This is a genomic window from Cutibacterium modestum, from assembly GCF_008326345.1.
In the GTDB taxonomy this organism is placed as follows: domain Bacteria; phylum Actinomycetota; class Actinomycetes; order Propionibacteriales; family Propionibacteriaceae; genus Cutibacterium; species Cutibacterium modestum.
The window spans coordinates 205,116-225,215 of sequence record NZ_BJEN01000004.1; the positions used below are offsets into that span (position 1 = coordinate 205,116).

The 20,100-nt window shown below is 59.1% G+C and carries 18 protein-coding genes; 11 read left to right on the top strand and 7 right to left on the bottom strand.

The genetic code is table 11. The annotated features are described in order from the left end of the window. Nucleotides 1-43 precede the first annotated feature (43 nt). On the top strand, nucleotides 44-2,293 hold the full coding sequence (locus tag F1563_RS12530) for an ATP-dependent DNA helicase RecG (RefSeq protein WP_002527167.1): 2,250 nt from the start codon (nucleotides 44-46) through the stop codon (nucleotides 2,291-2,293). 91 nt (nucleotides 2,294-2,384) lie between these two features. On the opposite strand, the gene F1563_RS12535 is transcribed toward F1563_RS12530, so the two are convergent. Continuing rightward, on the bottom strand, nucleotides 2,385-2,807 hold the full coding sequence (locus F1563_RS12535; RefSeq protein WP_002527168.1) for a pyridoxamine 5'-phosphate oxidase family protein: 423 nt from the start codon (nucleotides 2,805-2,807) through the stop codon (nucleotides 2,385-2,387). 160 nt (nucleotides 2,808-2,967) lie between these two features. Here F1563_RS12535 and F1563_RS12540 point away from each other — a divergent pair, with 160 nt between their 5' ends. Both F1563_RS12540 and coaD read left to right on the top strand, forming a co-directional pair. Then, nucleotides 2,968-3,576, top strand: a complete 609-nt coding sequence (locus F1563_RS12540; RefSeq protein ID WP_007433433.1) for an RsmD family RNA methyltransferase — start codon at nucleotides 2,968-2,970, stop codon at nucleotides 3,574-3,576. Then, nucleotides 3,573-4,049: a pantetheine-phosphate adenylyltransferase gene (gene coaD / locus F1563_RS12545; protein ID WP_002527170.1), complete on the top strand. Its 477-nt coding sequence runs from the start codon at nucleotides 3,573-3,575 to the stop codon at nucleotides 4,047-4,049. The genes F1563_RS12540 and coaD overlap by 4 nt, the downstream gene beginning before the upstream one ends. Here the strand turns inward: coaD and F1563_RS12550 are convergent. Genes F1563_RS12550 through F1563_RS12560 form a run of 3 tightly spaced genes read right to left on the bottom strand, consistent with a single transcriptional unit; the run spans nucleotide 4,043 to nucleotide 8,758 of the window. Continuing rightward, nucleotides 4,043-4,471 (bottom strand): Rossmann-fold NAD(P)-binding domain-containing protein, encoded by a 429-nt coding sequence (locus F1563_RS12550; protein WP_002527171.1) that lies wholly within the window; start codon nucleotides 4,469-4,471, stop codon nucleotides 4,043-4,045. The genes coaD and F1563_RS12550 overlap by 7 nt on opposite strands. 31 nt (nucleotides 4,472-4,502) lie before the next feature. Then, the gene (locus tag F1563_RS12555; RefSeq protein ID WP_002527172.1) at nucleotides 4,503-5,678 is read right to left on the bottom strand and encodes a glycoside hydrolase 5 family protein; all 1,176 of its coding nucleotides are present in this window, start codon (nucleotides 5,676-5,678) and stop codon (nucleotides 4,503-4,505) included. Further along, nucleotides 5,675-8,758 (bottom strand): alpha-mannosidase, encoded by a 3,084-nt coding sequence (locus F1563_RS12560; RefSeq protein WP_149302715.1) that lies wholly within the window; start codon nucleotides 8,756-8,758, stop codon nucleotides 5,675-5,677. Before F1563_RS12560 ends, F1563_RS12555 begins: the two co-directional genes overlap by 4 nt. Before the next feature lie 1,724 nt (nucleotides 8,759-10,482). Between F1563_RS12560 and F1563_RS12565 the strand changes: the two genes are divergently transcribed. Continuing rightward, nucleotides 10,483-11,493 carry a LacI family DNA-binding transcriptional regulator gene (locus F1563_RS12565; protein WP_002527176.1) on the top strand — a complete coding sequence of 337 codons (1,011 nt, stop codon included), beginning with the start codon at nucleotides 10,483-10,485 and terminating at the stop codon, nucleotides 11,491-11,493. An 18-nt stretch (nucleotides 11,494-11,511) separates the two neighbouring features. Here the strand turns inward: F1563_RS12565 and F1563_RS12570 are convergent, their stop codons facing one another. The 3 genes from F1563_RS12570 to F1563_RS12580 form a co-directional block, all read right to left on the bottom strand. Further along, nucleotides 11,512-12,408: a carbohydrate ABC transporter permease gene (locus F1563_RS12570; protein WP_002527177.1), complete on the bottom strand. Its 897-nt coding sequence runs from the start codon at nucleotides 12,406-12,408 to the stop codon at nucleotides 11,512-11,514. Continuing rightward, nucleotides 12,405-13,361, bottom strand: a complete 957-nt coding sequence (locus tag F1563_RS12575; RefSeq protein ID WP_002527178.1) for a carbohydrate ABC transporter permease — start codon at nucleotides 13,359-13,361, stop codon at nucleotides 12,405-12,407. Before F1563_RS12575 ends, F1563_RS12570 begins: the two co-directional genes overlap by 4 nt. An 80-nt stretch (nucleotides 13,362-13,441) precedes the next feature. Continuing rightward, the gene (locus tag F1563_RS12580) at nucleotides 13,442-14,752 is read right to left on the bottom strand and encodes an ABC transporter substrate-binding protein (RefSeq protein WP_036974110.1); all 1,311 of its coding nucleotides are present in this window, start codon (nucleotides 14,750-14,752) and stop codon (nucleotides 13,442-13,444) included. A gap of 216 nt (nucleotides 14,753-14,968) precedes the next feature. Here F1563_RS12580 and F1563_RS12585 point away from each other — a divergent pair, with 216 nt between their 5' ends. The 7 genes from F1563_RS12585 to ftsY all read left to right on the top strand — a co-directional run bounded on the left by F1563_RS12585 (nucleotide 14,969) and on the right by ftsY (nucleotide 20,063). Beyond that, nucleotides 14,969-15,529, top strand: coding sequence for a YceD family protein (locus tag F1563_RS12585; protein WP_002527181.1), 561 nt, complete (start codon nucleotides 14,969-14,971; stop codon nucleotides 15,527-15,529). 61 nt (nucleotides 15,530-15,590) lie between these two features. Next, nucleotides 15,591-15,782, top strand: a complete 192-nt coding sequence (gene rpmF / locus F1563_RS12590; protein WP_036958268.1) for a 50S ribosomal protein L32 — start codon at nucleotides 15,591-15,593, stop codon at nucleotides 15,780-15,782. Nucleotides 15,783-15,792: 10 nt separating this feature from the next. After that, complete coding sequence (rnc, locus tag F1563_RS12595) at nucleotides 15,793-16,533, top strand: ribonuclease III (protein WP_172623721.1); 741 nt, start codon at nucleotides 15,793-15,795, stop codon at nucleotides 16,531-16,533. Then, a complete protein-coding gene (gene mutM, locus F1563_RS12600; protein WP_002527184.1) occupies nucleotides 16,526-17,374 on the top strand; it encodes a bifunctional DNA-formamidopyrimidine glycosylase/DNA-(apurinic or apyrimidinic site) lyase in 849 nt (282 codons plus the stop codon). The genes rnc and mutM overlap by 8 nt, the downstream gene beginning before the upstream one ends. A gap of 596 nt (nucleotides 17,375-17,970) precedes the next feature. Then, nucleotides 17,971-18,594: a GtrA family protein gene (locus F1563_RS12615; RefSeq protein ID WP_172623722.1), complete on the top strand. Its 624-nt coding sequence runs from the start codon at nucleotides 17,971-17,973 to the stop codon at nucleotides 18,592-18,594. A 60-nt stretch (nucleotides 18,595-18,654) separates the two neighbouring features. After that, a complete protein-coding gene (locus F1563_RS13785; RefSeq protein ID WP_002527186.1) occupies nucleotides 18,655-18,822 on the top strand; it encodes a hypothetical protein in 168 nt (55 codons plus the stop codon). A gap of 50 nt (nucleotides 18,823-18,872) precedes the next feature. After that, nucleotides 18,873-20,063 (top strand): signal recognition particle-docking protein FtsY, encoded by a 1,191-nt coding sequence (gene ftsY / locus F1563_RS12620; RefSeq protein WP_002527187.1) that lies wholly within the window; start codon nucleotides 18,873-18,875, stop codon nucleotides 20,061-20,063. The last annotated feature ends 37 nt before the right edge of the window (nucleotides 20,064-20,100 follow it).

Genomic DNA, 20,100 nt, shown 5'->3' on the forward strand with positions numbered 1-20,100 from the left:
CCTTCGACGATGGAACCCGCCGGAAGGCGGGTTCTTTGTCGTTATGGGTCGATACGGTGTCGACGTGAATGCAATAACCAGGTGGCATACTCGCACCCAGCAGGAGCTTCATCGCCCCTTAGCGGAGGCGGTGGGGGCCAAGACGGCCAAAGCCTTCTCTGCGTTGCATGTCAACACGGTGGGGGAGGCCCTCGGCCACCTTCCGCGTCGCTACCTCACCGGCACGGAAACCACCGATTTGTCCCACCTGGTCATTGACACTGAAGTCGCCTTGGTGGCCGACATTGTCGGCGTTGAGGTCCACACCAACAAGACCGTCACTGGTAGGGAGAGACGCCCGCGTCAACGTCTGGAAGTCATGCTTTCTGACGGTAAAGCGCACCTGCCCGTCACCTTTTTCGGTAAACCCCACATCGTTTCCTACTGGCAGCGCATTTTTTCGGCCCATACTCACGGCATCTTTGTCGGCAAGGTGGGGGAGTTCCGCGGAAACCCGCAGCTCGTCCACCCCGACTTCGTCATGATCGACCGCAACGGGAGGGTTGTGGCAGGTCGCGAGGAGGGCAAGGTGATGGCTGCCCAGGTGCAACGCCACGGCTTGCTTGGTCTTTACCCGCAGACGTCGAAATTGCGTACCTGGGAAATCGCCTCGGTGGAGTCGATGCTGCTCGAATCTACGCCCGAACTTGAGGACACCCTGCCTGAATGGGTACGTCAAGAGGCTGACCTACTGAGTTTGTGGGAGGCTTACGACGCCATCCATCACCCGCACTCGGTGGCCGAGGCTAGCCGCGGCGCCGAGCGACTTATCTGGGAAGAAGCGATAGCCACCCAGGCGACGATGGCGGTGCGACGCCGCAGTGCAGAGCGTCATGATGCCCCCGTGTGTCCGCGTCGCGACGGCGGACTGCTGGCAGCTTTTGAGAACCGCCTGCCCTTTGCCCCGACTGCTGGCCAGGACGAGGTGAGTCGGGCGATCGACGCCGATCTGTCCTCGGATCGTCCCATGCACCGGTTGCTGCAAGGGGAGGTTGGCTCGGGAAAAACCTTCGTCGCGCTGCGAGCGATGTTGCAGGTTGTTGACGCCGGGCACCAGGCCGTTCTCCTGGCCCCGACCGAAGTCCTTGCCCAACAGCATTACCGAACTATTACCAGCATGTTGGGCGGGTTGGCCTCCGGCGGCGGATTGGACGCCCCGGAGATCTCCACCGGTGTGGCGTTGCTGACCGGCTCAATGAAAGCCGCGGCTACCCGGGCATCATTGGCCGATATCGCCTCGGGAGCCGCTGGAATTATCGTCGGCACCCATTCCCTGCTGTCGGGCCGAGTGATCTACAACGACATTGGGTTAGTCGTCGTCGACGAGCAGCATCGCTTCGGCGTTGAACAACGCAGTGTTCTTACCACCGGCGACGGCGCGCGCCCCCACGAGCTCGTTCTCACCGCGACTCCGATTCCGCGGACGGTGGCGATGACGATCTTCGGTGATCTCGAGGTTTCGAGCCTGAGAGAAGTACCGAGTGGACGTGCCGACGTCCAGACGACGGTCGTCGATCTGCCCGCCCACGGATCTTGGCTGACTCGCGCCTGGCAGCGGATCCGCGAGGAGTACGATGCCGGGCATCAGGTCTTTGTGATCTGCCCCCGCATCAGTTCCGATGACGCTGACGACGTCGAAGGTGGGCGGCCTCCCACGGCTGCCGTCGAAGAGCTCGCTACTCAACTGGCTACCGGATCTCTCGCCGGACTAAAGGTCGAGGCCCTGCACTCCCGGCTGGATTCATCCGAGAAAGACCTTGTCATGGACAGGTTCGTCAAGGGTGAGTCGCAGGTGCTCATCTCTACAACGGTGATTGAGGTTGGCGTCGACGTCCCCAACGCCACCATGATGGTCATCATGGACGCCGACCGGTTCGGTGTCTCGCAGCTGCACCAGTTGCGCGGTCGGATTGGTCGAGGCAGCCTGCCTGGGCTCTGCCTGCTGGTGACGACGGCGCCGCCCGGATCAGTGGCACGCGAACGGTTGGACGCGGTGGCGGCGTCTCGTGATGGGTTTGAACTGGCTGAGCTCGACCTAGCCCAGCGTCATGAAGGCAATGTGCTGGGATCCTCCCAGGCCGGTTACTCGTCTCCACTACGCCTGCTGCGGGTGCTCGACCACGCCGAGATCGTGACGGCATCGAAAGACCTAGCAGAACGGTGGGTGACCGAAACCCCCGACGATCCGAGGCTCCTTGACGCCGTTGCTGCCACCGAGATGCTCGCTGAGGGCGACCTCATGGAACAGGGTTGAGCCGACTCGCGGTGACGACGAGGGTCGTTTCGGTTACCAGACGTGGCGAAGGTCCGAACCGCGAGAGCGATCCGAGTCGTCTGAGATGATCTCAGTTATCTTTCGGCTCTGGCCCGAAGGCGAAGGTGCGTCCGGTGATCTGATCGGCCTGGACGCGGACGTAATTACGCTTAACGGTAGGCACCCAGGGTAGCAGCGGCATCTTGTCGCATAGAGCAAGCTCGGCGTCGTCGGTAATGACGTCGGCTTTGCCACGTAGAACGACCGACCAGCCGGTCTCCTCGGTCCAGCCATCTGCTTCGAAAGCGACGCGGTTGTTCGTGACGATGTCCTCCAACTTGCTACCAGCAGCAGTACGAAAGACGATGCTCTGTCCGTCAACGACGTAGTTGACGGGGAATACCTCTGGCTGGTCATTGACACTGGTGGCCAGGCGACCAACCTCGGCGGTGTCCAGGTAGCCCCAGCAGCTATCCTCCGGGACCTTGGTGATCGGGTTCTCGTCATTGATCATGAGCCTATTCTTCCCGACTGCGGCGCATTTCGGGAGTCGACCGGCACAAAGTCGTCGAGGTTCCTGATGCCGAGACACTGTATGACCATCTTGTGGCCTGCACACGGCCAGGGAAATTACAGGCGTGGGAATGGTCAGCTGAGCTCGCTAGCCTAGAGCAGTGAGCAGGATTATCGCGGGACGTGCCGGTGGGCAGCGTCTGGCTACCCCGTCCGGACGACTGACTCGTCCGACGACCGACCGGGTACGCGAGGCTGTGTTCTCTGCGTTGGCGGCATGGAACGGGACGGCTAACGAGGCTCCTGAGGATCAACTGGCCGGTCAAGCCTTCTGCGATTTATTCGCTGGATCAGGTGCAATGGCCTTAGAAGCCGCTAGTAGGGGGGCCACGACGGTCTTTGCCGTTGACCGTGACCGCTTCGCCTGCAATGTCATGAGGGATAATTCTCGAACAACCAGATTGAGGATCCAGGTGTCATCTCAAACGGTGACGGCATTTCTCGCGGAGAATCGTCGCGTCTTTGACATCGTTTGGTTCGATCCTCCCTACGACCTCGCTGACGACGCCATGGACGGCCTCATCGCGGCGGCTTGCGAGAGGACGCTGGCCCGAAATGGCCTGTTGGTGGTCGAGAGGTCTCGGCGCAGTCGTGGTCCCGGCTTCCCCGAGGGATACGAGTCGTGGAATTCTCGTTATGGGGAGACGGTTGTCTATTACGCCCAATGCAGGCGTGAACCGGAGACAGATGTGAGCAGGGGGCAGCAGTGAAAGCAGTTTTCTCAGGATCATTCGATCCCATCACACTTGGCCATGTTGACATCGTGACCCGAGCTGCCGAGCTCGTCGACGAGATCGTTGTCGGAGTGGCTGTGAACTCCGCGAAGAACGGCATCTTCTCCATGGATGAGCGGGTAGCTTTCGTCAAGGATGCGGTCGCCGATATCCCCGGTGTCGAGGTGGCCCTCGTTGACGGCCTGTTGGTCGATTTCTGCACTGACAAGGGGGCCGACGCCATCATCCGTGGGCTGCGATTTGGTGGCGACTTTGACTACGAGCTCCAGATGGCCCACCTCAATAAGGCTATGAGCGGCATTGAAACCATTTTACTGCCAGCTGGCCGTGAATTCGGAACTATCAGCTCCTCGATGATTCGCTCTGCTGCCTGCAATGGCGGCAATGTCTCAGAATTCGTTCCGGGAATGGTTGATATCGCGTTGCGTGAGAGATTCCCGCATCAGTGATCACTCCGGATGTGGAGGAATCCCGCTTGGAGGCTCATGGCAGAGTTATCACCGTCCCGGCTGCCCCCACCCTCGACAGATTTCCAGAAAGCATTGGCCACGTCAGTGGTCTTTACCGCAGGGAAACCCGGAGAGAATTCGTCGTAGACATCCAGGCTTTCGGCGAGTACTGAAGGGCTCACAATGTTGATACGTCGAAGCGCAATTTCCATCGCTGCTACGCGCACGAACGCCTCGAGCGCTCCGTTAGCTGCAGCGGCTGCCGACCCCTTGAGAATGGGATCGCGCGAGAGGATTCCACTCGTCAAGGTGAAGGATCCGCGCTCGGAAATGTGATTGATGCCAGTGCGTACTAGATTTATTTGCGCAAGTGCCTTATTTTTCCAGGCGCTGTCGAAATCGGTTGAAGTCAATTCGTTCAAGGGTGCGAATGGGGTCGCCCCGGAACTGCGTTCACACTCGGCGGAGCCTCGGAGCCTTTCCGGTTCGCTCAGCCTGGTCGACCCACTGGGAAAAAAGATCGCCCGTTGGGGAGCATACTGAACGACCTTCTCCGGTATCCCAGTTGGCGCTGAACTCTAACGGCTCATCGCGTTGGTGTTGAGGCTGGTCATTGTGGAGATCTGGTATTACCTCCGCCAAGGCGAGCGCTTCTGGTTTGGGTGTGCCGTCGTTCGTAAATAGGCCTAGCGAGTACTCCAGCTCTGGAAAATCGAGCAGATCGCGGGAGACGTCGTGGGAGCACCACCAGGTGACGGCTTCCAGGCCAGGCGTCGAGGCTAGTGACGCCATGGTTGTCGTCATGAAGGCGGCAGCATTGTCGTCGGGCACATGGGTTCGAGGCGCCCCTACCTCCTGCAGCCACAGTGGACGTTTCGGGTCTGGACTCCACGCCCGAGCCAACTCCAGCAGATAGCGCGGGAACCATGTCAGGGCAGGATGTCCCTCCCCGAAACGCGGCCCGACCTGGGCAAATACCCAGGAATGGACGGTCGTAGCAAACCCCTGGGTTACAGCGTGACGCGGAGTAAAGGGATGATTGTCAACGAACCACAGGTCATCGTCGAAGCCGAACCAGAATCGCCCCTCAGGCCATTGGTCCTTCATGGCGTTGTGCATCGTCTCCAGCCAGGTCTGTGCCTCGTCGATGGTGCACTCGCTGCGTGTCGGATGGGTGTGCCCTGGAGCCAGGGCTGCGTATTGCGGAAATTCGTTGCCAACCGTCATGCCTGTGGCGTTGGGTTCTTGCTTCAAACGCTCCGCCAACTGACGGATGACGTCGCTTTGCCCAGACTTGACCAGCGGATCGGTGAAGAGATTCAACTGGTGCCAGGTGATCACCCACGCTGGCAGAAAATCGTAGCTTGACAAATGCCCGTTGAGGGTATCGACGCTGACCTGAAGGTCGAACTCATCAGCGGCCCGTACCACCGAGATGACGTCATCGAGGGCCCGTGGGCGAACGAGACCGCGGTTGGGTTGCAATAACGGCCACAGCGGGAACAGGCGCACATGGTCCAGGCCGAGCTGAGCAATGCCCTCAAAGTCACGGCGGGTAGCGTCGAGATCAAGGTCAAGCCAGCTGTGGAACCATCCTTGGGAGGGTGTGTAATTGACGCCAACCTTCATCGGGTACGTCCCAACCGGAGGGTTGCAACCTGGAATGGGCGCAGTGATAGGCCGGTAGTGCCGTCTGTTAGGTCAGTGGTGACGACCGACGGCGCCACCTGGGCGCGCGGGTTGCCGTCGAGGGGGTCTTCGAGCAAGTCGACTTCGACGGCAGAGGTGGCTTCAAACCCCAGGGACATCGTGGTGTGAACATGGCGTCCATAGGGCTCATAGAGCCGGACGATGACGTCGCCAGAGCCGTCCTCAGCCAACTTGATGGCCTCGACTGCAACCCCCTCCACGCTCACCAGCGGCTCGACCGGTGATCCCTGATGACGACGCACGCACAGGTTTGCGGCATATCCGTCGCGGATAGCGTCGGTCAGTTCTGCGCCGACATGCAGCGTGTGAAAGAAGTCGTGTTCGCCCTCGTCAGCGCGCGGATCGGGGAAACGGGCTCCTTTGAGGAGAGAGGCACGAGCAACCGACCAGGTACCTCCGTTGTCTTTGGGGTGACGCGACACGTTCCATCCGTAGGTGCCCGAGTTGGCGATGGCAACGCCAAAACCGGGCTCGGACAGGTAAACCCATCGATGGGCATGGACTTCGAATCGGAAAGCATCCCACGAGGTGTTGGTGTGGGTGGGGCGAGTGATGTGGCCCATCTCGATCTCGTAGTCAGCATGATCCGTGTGGACGTCCACCGGCCACGCCAGCTTCAAGAGGCTGTCCCGCTCGTGCCAATCGACATGGGTGCGCACCTTGACGCGCGGGTCTCCCGGATTGATAGTCAGGGACTGGGTCGCGCTGGAGCGGCCAAAGGTCCTCGTTACACTGATGGTTACTGATTCACCCTTGCGGCTCATGGTGGCATGGCCGTCGTCGAGGTTAGTGACGTTGTTGGCGTAAAAGGGGTCGATGTCCCAGGCATCCCACATATTCGGAAAATCCGGATGCATTTGGAGGAGGTTGCCGCGCTGACCTGCTGGGATGGCGTCTCGGCCACTAGCAGTATCGACGAGGTGTGTAATGAGGCCGTGCGCGTCAACAGTCATGCGCAACAAGCCATTATCGACGATGAACCCGTCCTCAGTCTCCTCGGTGTGAACCCCCTCGGTGATCGACGGGGCCTTGCCGCCGCCCATCGCGACTGTGGAGGCCCACGGGCGGGCTATCGGCGCGGAGTCAAAGACGATTTCCTCGTTCCCGTCGCCGGCCAGCAGCTGCTGGGCGTGGTGAATGAGTTCAGTCAGTTCATTGGAGATGCGATGGTGATCGGCGATGACCTCGCGGTACACCCAGGCAATGGCTGATCCGGGTAGGATGTCGTGGAACTGATAGAGGCAAATCGTCCGCCAGATCTCAGCAAGGCGCTCTCCAGGGTAATCCATGAGGCCGCGTACAGCCGCAGTGGTGCACCACAACTCAGCGTCACGCAGCAGGTGTTCGTTACGACGGTTCCCCTTCTTGACCTCGTACTGGCTGGTGAACGTGCCACGGTGCAGCTCGAGGTAGAGCTCTCCGACCCAGGTTCCGGGCTCTTCATGCTCGGACTCGGCCCGGGCGAAGAAGGTGGCCGGAGGCTCGATGGCTAGCTTGGGAGATCCGTCAAGATCAGCAACGCGGTGGGCCTGAGCGAGCATCTCGCGAGTGGGACCGCCGCCGCCGTCACCGTAGCCAAAGGGCACCAAAGAAGAATTGGCGCGGCCTTTGTCTTGGAAGTTGGCTCGGGCGTGCTCGAGATCGTGAGCCGATAGGTCGGAACCATAGGTATCTGCTGGCGGAAAATGAGTGAAGATGCGGGTGCCGTCGATTCCTTCCCACCAGAATGAATGGTGGGGGAACTTATCAACCTGATTCCACGATATCTTTTGGGACAAAAACCAGCGAGCGCCAGCCAATTTGGCTAGCTGAGGCAGTGCGCCAGAGTAACCAAAGGAATCAGGCAGCCACACTTCGGGGCAATGGTGGCCGAATTTCGCCATGAAATAGCGTTGCCCGTACAGCAGTTGACGGCACATCGACTCGCCACTGGGAAGGTTAGCGTCAGACTCCACCCACATGCCGCCGACCGGGATAATGTGGCCATCTTTGACAGCCCTTTGCAACCTGGTGAAGAGATCAGGATGATCGGCTTCTAGCCAGGCCGAATGCTGGGCTGCTGGGAAAGCGAAAATGTGGGTGGGATCGTTGTCGATGAGGTTGAGCTGGTTGGAAATCGTTCGAGCGACCTTGCGTCGGGTCTCGCGCAATGGCCACAGCCAGGCGGAGTCAATATGGGCATGGCCGATGGCGGTCATCGTCTGGGCCGAGTCATGCGCGAGACGGGCTAGGGCTGGGGCTAACTCGCAGCGAGCTGTTGGCGCGGTGGCGACAACGTCGAATAGGTCGAGACGATCCATGGCCCGATCTAGGGCACGACGGATTTCCCAGCGACGTTCGGAGTCCTCCAGCAACTGGGCGGCTAAGTCAGACAAGGTGACGATGTCGGCAATGAGCTCGCGTACCTCATCATTGACGATGACGAGGTCGGCGCGCTTGAGGGTGTAGTACGCCTCGGCAGAGGCAGTGAGTTTGTCTCCATCCTCGGTGGGTTGGAACGGTGGCTGGGCTAGCAAGATGGGGTTCGATGCAGCCTCGACGTAGACATCGATGTGCCCCTCGGCATCAGCCTCGACAGGAATCCAGGTATTACGCGGATTGAGAGCTTTGACGATGGACCCGTCCGGGCGTACGACCAGCCCCTCGGACTGGAATCCGGGGGAGTTCCAGACTCCACCGAGGTCGACGATCATCTCGAGGTGGTCGTCGCGATGCTCTGGCGGCACGGTCGCGGAGAAGTGAAGCCACGTCGTTCCCCATGGCGGTCCCCATTTGTCGCCCACCCGGAAGGGCTCATATTTCAGGGCCAGGCCTGCACTGATTGAGATCGGTTCGCCCTGGCCGAGAACTCCGGGCCGACTGTTCGGCCCCTCGACGGTGTCGGTGACGGGGGCCCACTCGACGTCAAGATGGCACACCGTTGTGGTCTCGGCGGGACGAATCTTTTCAGCGAGATGGCGCTGCACCCGGCCATCAAGAATGGGAGCGTGATCATGCATGGGAGTCCCTGGCGGTTGCGGCATTGACAACGGATAGTTCAGTTAGAAGTGTAGTGACTAATACGGTTTAGTCAACTTGTCGACGGCCTCGCATCAAGTCTCCCGCGAACGAGGGGCCGTTCCTCGCGTGCTTTTTCGCGAAACGGGGGTGGTGGCCACGAAGGGGCTGTAGGTCTAGGAGTGGGGCTTGACCGACTGGGGCTGAATCCATGTGCACCAGTCTTCTCAATAACAGTGTTTAGGACGGGGATTGACGTGCGTTCTGATTCTCGGTCACAGAAGGCTGGGGGCGAGTCCCTCGAACATCAATGGCGAACCCGTTTACCGTCCTGTCCTCCTCGTGGAAGGGATGATCAGAAGAACGCATAGGTGCACAACTACCTCTCCGGCATTCCTGATCACATCCGGCAACGATGCGTCGTGCCGACCCTGATAGAGCACAGTCACAACAAGATAGACATGCCTTCCACTAAAACCGATGATAATGCCATTAACTATGATGATACTGATAGTGATGTATAGATTATGTTGTCCTCGCTTTGGGGAGCGGTGTTGAGGTTTCGAAAACATCCAGGGAGTAGGGGAGTTTGGGCTTATTCTCAGCATTATCGGCATCCGTCACATTGATAGAATATGGGTATAAAAATCTGCACAGATTGCTCGAGACTAGTATTGAGATTTCCCAACGCATCCAATGCAGCTTCCCGAGCTGTTTCGCAGCCGTTCCCTAGGTGACAGGTGGGAGGTCACCTTGCCGAGAGAGGCCGACATCGATCCTTCGCTGGAATGACTGATGGCGATGGTTCGGCATTGGTGAGTCCCGCCGTGGTTCGACGGCAACGGTGACAATCCTCGCAAGAACTCCCCGTAAACTGCGTCGAATAAGTAGTCCTGTCGCTCTTCCATGGGGTGTACGGCACGCCGTGAAGAAGACCACGTCGCCCCGCGGTAAGTCACAAGCGAACGGACGGCACTCACATGGAGTGCGCCTATGGTGGGATGTACTTATATTGGCTTCCTGCGACATGGCAGCAGTGTTAGCGCGGGGGCTGGTCGCGCTCGCGGGGTGGATCCATGCTGGTCAAGGTGTGAATCGTCAGGCATGACCCATCCTTGTGTGCTGAAGATGCCAGCCCCGTATCCAACGGCTGTTGACGCAGTCGAGGGTGCGCGCGGTTCTCCCGAAGTTCGTCGGTGTAGTGAGGGGATCGTGCAATAACGGGTCGTCACACCAATGCCATACTGCGTGGTAATTGTCGACGTACGAGACCGAGGCATGCAGGCCCTCGGGCGAGAGGGGCCGCCGTCGAAATGAAGCCCGTAATACGAGTTCTGAATAACGATGTCCTGGCCCGTGTGGTCGATGGTGCTGGTTACATGGTGTGCAGTCCGGCCGACAACGACCTGGGGGTGATCCTCAAAGGATTCATTGGGGTCATCGCGCCTTCGAGTCGGATGAGTCTATCCGTGATGAGGATAATGCGGTAGTGATCAGTGGAAAACAGGTTGTCTGAGCCATGACATCTTCCGGCGTCGGGGACTTTCACGCTAGTGACGGATATCTAATTGGCAAGATCGACTCAAAAAGATGCTGAAGCGTTTTACCTATCCCAGTGGATAGGCCTAAAATATTGCCGCGCGGGTCGAGACAGTGGGCCTCAGGCGACGACAGGTCTAGGCCTCACCCGACAGAGCATTCATGCTTCGGGAAGGACCGTGGCGTCATGGACAGGACGACAATCAAGGACATCGCCAGGGTTGCCGGTGTGTCTCCCGGTGCGGTGTCTTTCGCCCTCAATGACAAGCCGGGTGTCTCCGATGCCACGAGAGCCCGGGTGAAGGCAGTGGCCAAGGGCCTGGGTTGGCGGCCCAATGTGGCTGCGAGAGCGCTATCAGCCAATCGGGCCGGAGCCGTCGGACTCGTCATCGCACGCGACGATCGCAGCTTCGCTGGTGAAGGCTTCTTCCTCCATCTGATCGCCGGCATGGAGGAGGTCCTCACTCCCGCGCGCACCGCATTGGTGTTGCAGTTGGTTGCGTCGCGTGAGGAGGAATGCGAGGTCCATCGTCAGTGGTGGGCGCAGCGTCGGGTTGACGGTGTGGTCCTCGTCGATCCGGCCCGTAATGATCCGCGGTGGCCGCTTATGTCAGAGATCAACATGCCGTGCACGGTTGTTGGGGCTATGGGTGACACGCCGTTGCCCGGTGTCCATATCGATGATGCAGCTGCTGCGGGATGCATCGTCGCTCACTTGGTTGATCAAGGCCATCGTCGCATTGCCCATATTGGTGGCGACCCCACTCTTGAACACAGTATGGTCCGGCGACAGGCTTTTGCTCAGGAAGTCGCAAGACTGGGGGTTGTTGTTATCGAGGCTGCAGCCACGGATTATTCCGAGCAGTCCGGGTTGCGAGAGACGAGCGCGCTGCTGGAGGCCGAGGATCGTCCCACCGCAATCGTCTATGACAACGAGGTGCTGACACTGGGCGGTCTGGCTGCCGTGGCCGAACACCGGTTAAGGGTACCTGGTGACGTTTCGGTGGTGTCGCTTGAGGACTCCCCGGCATGTCGGGTGATGTCGCCAGGAATTACCGCTTTGCGACGCGATCCATCGGTTCTGGGCCGGGATGCCGTCACAATGCTGATGGAAATCATTGGTGGTGAGGACGTCGAGGACGTCACTGAGCAACCTCCCGAACTTGTCGTAAGAGGATCCACCGGTCAAGCTCGGTAAGGAGCCAACACGACGATGTCAGCCCTTGACCCCGCCGCCCTCAACTCCGCGGAAGAACACCTTCTGCATCGACGCGAAGATGATGACGATCGGAATGAGGGCAATCACCGTGCCGGACGCGACTTCGCGTGGATCGGTCGACATCGTTGAGCTGAGGTATTGCATACCGACCGTTAGTGTGTACTTTTCCGGATCATTGAGGACGACCAGTGGCCACAGGAAATCGTCCCAGGCCCCGATGAATGAGAACACTGCGACCACGGAGGCCATGCCTTTAATGTTCGGCCACACAATGCGGCAAATTTTCGACCACGTGTTCGCGCCGTCAACAGTTGCGGCGTCTAACACCGACGGAGGGACGGCCCGACAGGCCGTCGCCATCAGTAGGACATTGATGGCACCGACGACCCCCGGAATGGCCACGCCGGCGAGCGTATTCGCAAGACCCATGCTTTTGACGATGAGGTACTGGCTGGTCAATGTCACTTCGCCCGGAAGCAGGAGAACCGACAACAGGATGCCCATCACAACCTTCTTGCCGCGGAACTTCATGCAGGTCAATGCGTAACCGGCCAACGACGCCAGCACGACATTACCGACAACGCATACCGCGGCAACGATTACTGAATGCCAGGCATACCGGAAAATCGGCACCACGTGGGCAACGCGCCGGTACGCGTCAATACTGAACTCCTGGGGGATGAGGTGGGGTGGAAAGGAATAGATGTTCTCATTGACGCCCTTGAAGGAGGTCGAGAGCTGCCACAAAAACGGTCCGATCGAAATGATGACGACGAAGATCAAGAGAAGGTAACGCCCAACGAGCCCGGCCAGGGTGGGGCGGGTCGGGTCGAAGGCGCGTTGGCTGCGCCACGGCTTCTGCCTGGGCGGAGGGGTTGCTCTTGCAGTGCTCATGCCGTGGTCTCCTTGGTGGCGTTCTTGATGGCGGCGGTTTGGCGGACGCGACCGTCTCCCCGACCGGTCCGATGCCCTGATCGGAGGTCCTTGTTGTTGGCCCATCCGATAATCGTCAATGGGATGAGTGTGAGGAGGAATAGCACAACTGATAGGGCAGAGGCGTATCCGAGCTGTCCAGACAGTCCGGTTCCGACTTGTTTGATAACCATGACGAGGCTGGAGTCCTCACCGCCTGGGCCGCCTGTGCCGTTCGTGAGAACGTAAAGTTCGGAAAACACCCGCATGCCGGATACGGCGATGAGAGCGATGATGAGGATCATTGCAGGGCGGATGCCTGGAATGGTCACGTTGCGGAACCGCTGGAAGGCGCTCGCCCCATCCAGGGCGGCCGCTTCGTAGAGATCATGGTTAACGTTTCCCAGCGCAGCGAGGTAGACGATCATGTAGTAGCCGAGACCCTTCCAGACCGTCAGGAGGATCGCGCAGCCGAGCAGCTTCCAGCGATCGACGAGAAAGGGAATGGGGCCATCCGTGACGCCCATCCATTGCAAAGACTGGTTGATGAGGCCGCGCGAATCGAACATCCAGCTCCAGATGAGAGCGACCACGACGACCGATGCGATGACGGGGAAGTATGCCACTGTGCGAAAGAACGAGATCCCTGGGATCTTCTTTTCGAGCAATAGGGCTAGCAGCAATGGCAGGATCGTCAACAGCGGGATGCAGATGATGACGTAGACGAATGTCGTCACCATGGCATTCCAAAACACGTCGTCGTGCCACAGCTCGACGTAATTCGCGAAGCCGATGAACTCCCCGCCGACGAGGGGCCGGGTGTTCGTAAAGGACAAAATGATCGTGTTGATGAAGGGGTAGAGGGCGAACACGACGGTCCACACGACTGCCGGAGCCACCAACAACCACGGTGTGTACCAGCGGTGGGAGTTCATGGAGCGCAATCCTTGGGCAAGATAGGTGTAGCAGTGTCGATGATTGCTGGCTCCGCAATGAGGCGGAGCCAGCAGACAGGTCATTTGGCGGCGTGGTCGTTGCAGTACTTGACGGCCCTGTCGAGTGCGTCTTTAGCGGAGATGTCGCCTCGCATTGCCGAGGAGATCTGCTGGCCGACATAGGTCTTCATAGCGTCGGTGTAGGCCATGGGCTCTCCGATCTTGGCGGTCTTCATCTCGTTGGCAAGAGCTTCGGCAGCCTTCTTCATCTGCGAATCAGAGATAACGGAGGTGAAGGAACTTGGGTTCTCGTTGGCCTCCTTCGTTCCTGGCAAGAAGCCCTGTGCCAGCTTAACGAAGTCAACCTGGTTGGCGTTATTGGTGACGTATTGGGCGAATGCCAGAGCCAGATTGGGGTTCTTCGAGTCTGCGGAAACGCAAATGCCCTGTACGAACAGCGGAGGGACGCCGATGCTCTTGGTCATGGCGACATGGGGGAGGAGCTTCGGCGCGTACTTCTTGAGGTCGACGGGGAAGGAGGCCGATCCAGTGGTCCACGCAACCTTGCCCTGGATGAACAACTTCGAGTTACCGAGGTAATTGTTCTGCAACACCTCAGGGGGCATAGCTTTCTTGGCGTAAAGTTCGACGTACTTTTGGATAATCTCGACGGCTTGGTCGGTGTTGAAGGTGAATTTGCCGTCTTTGTAAACCTCGACACCCTGGGCGGCAAGATCGCCGAGGGTCGGCGCGGTGGAGATAAGGGGCATCGTGCCGTGGGACTTCTCGGCCATCGTAATCGCTTGGTCATAAAGCTCATCAAGCGTGCTCGGCAGTTTGTTAGGATCGAGGCCGTATTTTTCGAACGCGTCAGTGTTCCACCAGTTCAGGTCGGTACCCAGGTACCACGGATAGCCGTAGACACCGTCGTAACCGTCGAAGGTGTAGGCGTCAATGCCACCCTTAGTGTATTTGTTGATGGCAACGCCGGCAGCCTTTTTAAGGTCCATGACCTTGTTCGCTTTGAGGATCTGCCACGCGAAGTTCGGCGGCATGTTGACGACGTCAGGCAGCTGCCCAGCGGTGACTTGCTGTTGGACCTTCTCCTCATATCCCTCGCCGGGCTGGTCGACCCACTTGATGGTGGTTCCGGGATGTTCCTTCTCAAAGGATTTGACGAGTTTCTCGAAGTAGGGGGTGAACCTCTCGTTCTTGAGGGACCAGGTTTGGAACTGGATGCTGCCTTCGAGCTTAGCGGACGGATTAACAGATTCCTGGCTTGACGGCGTGTCCTTTGAACCGCTCATGCCACATGCGCTCGCAGCGAGCACGGTCGCTAGTGCGGCGGTGCCGCCGAGTAGTTGACGTCGACCGATGGCGAGGTTTCCCATGATCTTGCTTCTTCCTTGAGGGGATAGGTCCCGGGCAGGCTCCAGTGCCACCATTGGCACCAGATTCCTTTCGAACTAATACGCTTTAGTACAGTATTGCCCGAACGGGCGTCGACAGTCAAGGTGTCAGTTGGTTTGGTTGCTCGACGATCCGTAGGTAAACTAAGCGGCCGGTCATGACTTCGTCGTGTTCCACTGGTCGAAGGGATCTTTGCGATGAACACCACCCATCGCCACCCCGACGCACACTCGGACCTCGTTCTCGAGACCCATTCGTTGCGTCGGCAAGTGGGTCAGATGATCCGGGTTCAACGGACGGTACCGGCTCCAGCGGATCTCGGTGTTGACATGATCGGCGTTCCCGAGGGCTCTCCGCTCGAACTTAATCTCCGCCTGGAGTCAGTTGGAGAGGGGGTCCTCGTGACCGGGACCGTCGAGGCCGCCCTGAAGGGGGAGTGCTCTCGCTGCCTGGATTCCATCGAGGAGGAACTCCTCCTTGACATCCAGGAGCTGTACTTCTACTCCGACACGGAGGCCGACGAGGATGCCAGTCGGGTCAGTGCTGAGGAGACTATCAACCTTGACCCCGTCGTACGCGCCGCAGTCGTGCTGAATCTTCCGTTCAGCCCGCTGTGTCGCGATGACTGCGCCGGGCTATGCCCAGACTGTGGCGTCAACCTCAACGACGACCCGAACCATGACCATCCGGATCGGATCGACCCGCGCTGGGCGGCCCTCGAAGGTCTTATCAGCGGGGATGACTCGGATCGGTTCTGAACGTCTTCATGGGCAACCGCCGCGTGCGGGTGCCGACCCCTAGCACACCAAGGAGAAAATCGTGGCCGTCCCGAAGCGGAAGATGTCCCGCAGCAATACCCGGCACCGTCGTTCGCAGTGGAAGACGGTTGCCACCAAGCTCGCCACCTGTGCCAACCCAGCGTGCGGTGAAAAACACTTGCCCCATACCGCCTGCCCATCGTGCGGCGAGTACGGCCCTCGCGGTGACCGTCGCCAGGTTGTCGAAGTCTGAGACCGGCACAGTGCGCGCAAGTAGGGATCAGAACGTCAGTTGCCCCGATGTCGGCGGTTGGCCCTTCCTTACCCTTTTAGAGGAGTTGGGAATCCGGTGTGATCCCCAACTCCTCGATCTTGCGCTGACACACCGCTCATATGCCTTCGAAAACGGTGGAATTCCCACTAACGAGAGGCTGGAATTTTTAGGTGACGCCATCCTCGAGGTTGGTGTCACCGACTATTTGTACCGGGCGTTCCCGGATAAGCCCGAAGGCCAGTTGGCCAAGTTGAGGTCGGCTGTTGTGAGCACCGTCTCGCTGGGACAGCTCGCCCGCCGGCTCGGTATTGGTCCTCAGGTCAAATTGGGCAGGGGAGAAGAACGTACCGGCGGCCACGACAAAACATCGATCCTGGCTGACACCACCGAGGCACTCTTGGGCGCCGTCGAACTGTCGTCGGGGCTTCCGGATGCACTTCGTCTGGTCCACCACCTTTTCGATCCCCTCGTTGATGAGGCAGACCGTTCTGGTGCGGGCACTGACTGGAAGACAGTCTTGCAGGAGTACTGCGCTGAGCATGGCTTTGATGCTCCTCGATACGAAATTGTCGGATCCGGCCCAGATCACAATCGTCGCTACTGTGCCAGAGCGAATGTGGACGGCAGGCTGCATGCCGCCTATACCGGCCACAACAAGAAAGAGGCGGAGCAAGGCGCAGCCCGTCGTGCTGTCACCGCGCTGATGCCGGGCTCTCACACCGGTGCCTGAGCTCCCCGAGGTCGAGACCGTTCGAGCCGGGCTTGAAGATCACGTCATTCCGGCTGTCGTCGAGGGTGTCGATGTTATTGATGCTCGCGGACTGCGTCCCAGTGGTGGACCGGAGGATGCCGCGCTCTTCCAGACGGCCTTGACCGGCCATCAGTTCACCGCTGTTCGCCGCCGGGGTAAGTACCTGTGGTTTGTCCTTAACGATGGCACCGCGATGTTGGCTCATCTGGGCATGAGCGGCCAATTTCGTGTCGTTGACCGTCATGCCACACGGCATCGCCATACCCGTATTGTTATTGCCCTCAACGATGGCCGTGACCTGCGCTTCCTCGACCAGCGCACTTTCGGTGGGCTAGCTTTAGCCCCGCTTCTTGACGGCATTCCCGGTCCGGTAGTCCACATCGCACCCGATCCGTTCGAAAAATGCTTCGACGTTGACGAGGTTGCGCGGAGGTTGCGCACACGTAAGTCCACCCTTAAGAAGAGTCTGCTCGACCAGACTCTCGTCTCCGGGATTGGCAATATCTACGCAGATGAAACTCTTTGGCGAGCCCGATATCATCCCGAGACACCGTGCTCTTATTTGAGCCAACCTAAGGCAGTGGAGTTGTTGCAGACGGCCCGTGAGGTGATCGCCGAGGCCATCTCGGCGGGCGGTACCTCTTTTGACGCCCTTTACGTCAACGTCAACGGGGAATCCGGTTACTTCTCGCGAGTTTTGGATGCCTATGGCCGCGAAAACCAGCCGTGTCACCGCTGTGGCGCGCTGATCGTCCGGGAGCACTTCATGAACCGCAGCTCATTCCGCTGCCCGCGGTGTCAGCGGCTGCGGGAAACATGATCGGGCCATTCGCGGTGCACTATTCCCGTTTACGGCATTGCCTGTAAGAGAGCGAGGTCACGCAGGAGCAGATCTAGGCGTGGGCAGACCAGGCTGAGGTTGGCTACGGCGTCGAGCTGCTCAAGAAGCGCGGTCGTGGCTGTCCTGGGCGTGGCGCTAACTCGACATATGAACGTCAGAAGTCCTGACGCGAGTATCCTTCTGGCGCCTCAAGTCGCTCCCATTGCGCTACCGGTTCGGGGATGACCACGGACAGCGGATGTGGCCGTGGCGTGTTCAAATGTGGAAGCCATTCGAGGTACCTAGCGGCAACCTTGCCCCGTAGTTGCGCTATCTCATGGTCAGCTGACCCGTCGTGATGGTAAGGGATTTCCACGACGCTGGGGCGCTGATGACTCGGGAACGATCGAAGTGGTACCCACGTTCATTGGCCTCGTCTGCTAGTCCTGTTAAGAAGGCTGCGATCAGAGCGCCCGAATTTGGGCTGCGCGGTCGGGGAGAGATGGTTCAAGATTCCATAGCCTCATTGGCTGCCTCCCTTCGATCAGTATTAATCTTGGTGACGCGGTTTCGGGTATCTGGGTATCAGGCCTATGATGTCACGAGTGATCACTGAGCCGACTACATCTACGAGGAGACGCATCAAGAAGCGTCACTTGATTGAATTCATCAAGTTCGGGGTCGTCGGCGGATCAGGTTTTCTTGTCAACGTTGTTGTCGCCATCATCATGAATAAGGCGAATGGTGGTACTGAGCATGCCCAGGACATTCTGTTTAACCTTGCGGGTACTCGGTGGAATTTCCGCTTCACCAGCCTGGTATGGCTAGTCGGTTTCGTGGTAGCCAACATCACGAACTTTCAACTTAACCGTTCTTGGACGTTCAAGCGCAATTACCGTCGAGGGTGGTGGCGCGAATTCTGGCCTTTCTTTGCCGTGGGGTCGGTAGCTGCCATCATAGGTATGTTCATCAAGATCTTCTTTACCAACCCAACCTCCCCGATCTATCTGCCCGAACCGTGGTTCCATGAGGAAAGGGGAATACAGTCACGCGAGTACTGGTCCCAGATTTTCGCCATCGTCGTGACGATGCCTATCAACTTTGCCATCAATAAGTTGTGGACCTTCCGGACAGTGAGGAACTCCGGAGAGCTTCCGATGGCTGCCTCTGAGGTTGTTCCCGAACGTCTTGAAGACGACGATGTCGCCGAGCCGCGTTAGGGAGGGCGACATCTCGGGTACTCTGCTATTTGCGTAACCTGACGGAAAGGTCGTTCTCGGATGGTCGTCTTTATCATCGCGATGGTCCTGATTCTTGCGGTCGCCTTGGGTGTCTGCGCCGTGGTGGTGTTAGGTCTACGTCATCCTGGTGACGATCCTGATGCCAGTTTTTGGCGTCACACCGCCACCCGTGTTAGTGAAGATCTCAGCGGTGTCCGACGTCACTGAGGTGGTTCGTCCTCGTGGTCTTGTGAATTGACCGACTAGTATCGGCGGACGTGAACGCCATAACCCTGATCTGGATTATCCTCGGCATCCTCGTTCTGGCGACGGTGGTTGCTGCCGTCACTGCTGGAATCTCGCGGCGTAAAGCTCTGCGGGAGGGGTCGAAGCCTGCGGAGGTGCCCCCCGCTCCCACAGCGGGTGCGAAGTTAGCTCCCGAAGCGGGGGCTCCAGAAGGTGGTGCGACTGCTGTCGGACGTCCTGAGCCGGAAGCGTCGGAGGACCTCAAACCAGCGGTTGAGACCCCCGAAGCGCCGGGGTCTCGGATGGCTCGACTTCGTCGTCGACTGGCCAACAGCAACAACGCGCTTGCTCGCGGTCTGGCAGAACTGTTGAGCGCTGACAAGCTCGACGATGACACCTGGGATGACTTCGAGACCACCCTCATAACCTCCGATCTGGGTGTTGGTCCGACGACGGAGCTCGTCGAGAAGCTGCGTTCTGGATTGGCTATTGATGGGGTTTCTGATCCGGTTCACGCCCGCGAAGTTCTGCACCGTGAGCTTGTCGGCCTAGTTGGGCCGGACATGGATCGGTCCATCAGCCTCGATCACCAGGAAGGTAAGCCGGCCGTCGTCCTTGTGGTGGGGGTCAATGGCACGGGTAAGACAACGACCTGCGGTAAATTAGCGCGTGTTCTCGTCGCCGAGGGAAAGACGGTCCTCCTCGGTGCAGCAGACACCTTCCGCGCCGCTGCTGGCGAGCAGTTGGAGACGTGGGGAGAACGCGTCGGCGTGCGCACCATCCGCAAGGACGAAGGCGCCGATCCTGCCTCCGTTGCGTACGAGGCGGTTCAAGCGGGCGTTGATGAGGGCGTTGACGTCGTGCTCGTTGACACCGCTGGTCGGCTTCACACTAAGGCTGGCCTCATGGACGAGCTGGGCAAGGTCAAGCGCGTTATCGAGAAGCTGGCCCCAGTTAGCGAGGTATTGTTAGTTCTCGATGCCACCACTGGCCAGAACGGCCTGGCTCAGGCTCGCATCTTCTCGGAGGTCGTCGACGTGACTGGCATCGTGTTATCGAAACTTGACGGTTCCGCGAAGGGTGGCATCGTCGTCCAGGTTCAGCGTGAGCTAGGCGTGCCCGTCAAGCTCATTGGTCTGGGCGAGGGTGCCGACGATCTGGCCCCCTTTGATGCCGATGACTTTGTCACCGGGCTTATGAGTGACGATCCCGTCGAGCGCTGAGGACCGATACGTGACAGATATCGCGTGGTTTGCCCCG

Coding starts and splice junctions, on each gene's coding strand:
- F1563_RS12565 (WP_002527176.1), top strand. CDS start 10,483: ATGGACAGGACGACAATCAAGGACATCGCCAGGGTTGCCGGTGTGTCT.
- F1563_RS12535 (WP_002527168.1), bottom strand. CDS start 2,807: ATGATCAATGACGAGAACCCGATCACCAAGGTCCCGGAGGATAGCTGC.
- F1563_RS12575 (WP_002527178.1), bottom strand. CDS start 13,361: ATGAACTCCCACCGCTGGTACACACCGTGGTTGTTGGTGGCTCCGGCA.
- F1563_RS12555 (WP_002527172.1), bottom strand. CDS start 5,678: ATGAAGGTTGGCGTCAATTACACACCCTCCCAAGGATGGTTCCACAGC.
- F1563_RS12585 (WP_002527181.1), top strand. CDS start 14,969: ATGAACACCACCCATCGCCACCCCGACGCACACTCGGACCTCGTTCTC.
- F1563_RS12570 (WP_002527177.1), bottom strand. CDS start 12,408: ATGAGCACTGCAAGAGCAACCCCTCCGCCCAGGCAGAAGCCGTGGCGC.
- F1563_RS12530 (WP_002527167.1), top strand. CDS start 44: ATGGGTCGATACGGTGTCGACGTGAATGCAATAACCAGGTGGCATACT.
- F1563_RS13785 (WP_002527186.1), top strand. CDS start 18,655: ATGGTCGTCTTTATCATCGCGATGGTCCTGATTCTTGCGGTCGCCTTG.
- F1563_RS12580 (WP_036974110.1), bottom strand. CDS start 14,752: ATGGGAAACCTCGCCATCGGTCGACGTCAACTACTCGGCGGCACCGCC.
- F1563_RS12560 (WP_149302715.1), bottom strand. CDS start 8,758: ATGCATGATCACGCTCCCATTCTTGATGGCCGGGTGCAGCGCCATCTC.
- F1563_RS12615 (WP_172623722.1), top strand. CDS start 17,971: ATGTCACGAGTGATCACTGAGCCGACTACATCTACGAGGAGACGCATC.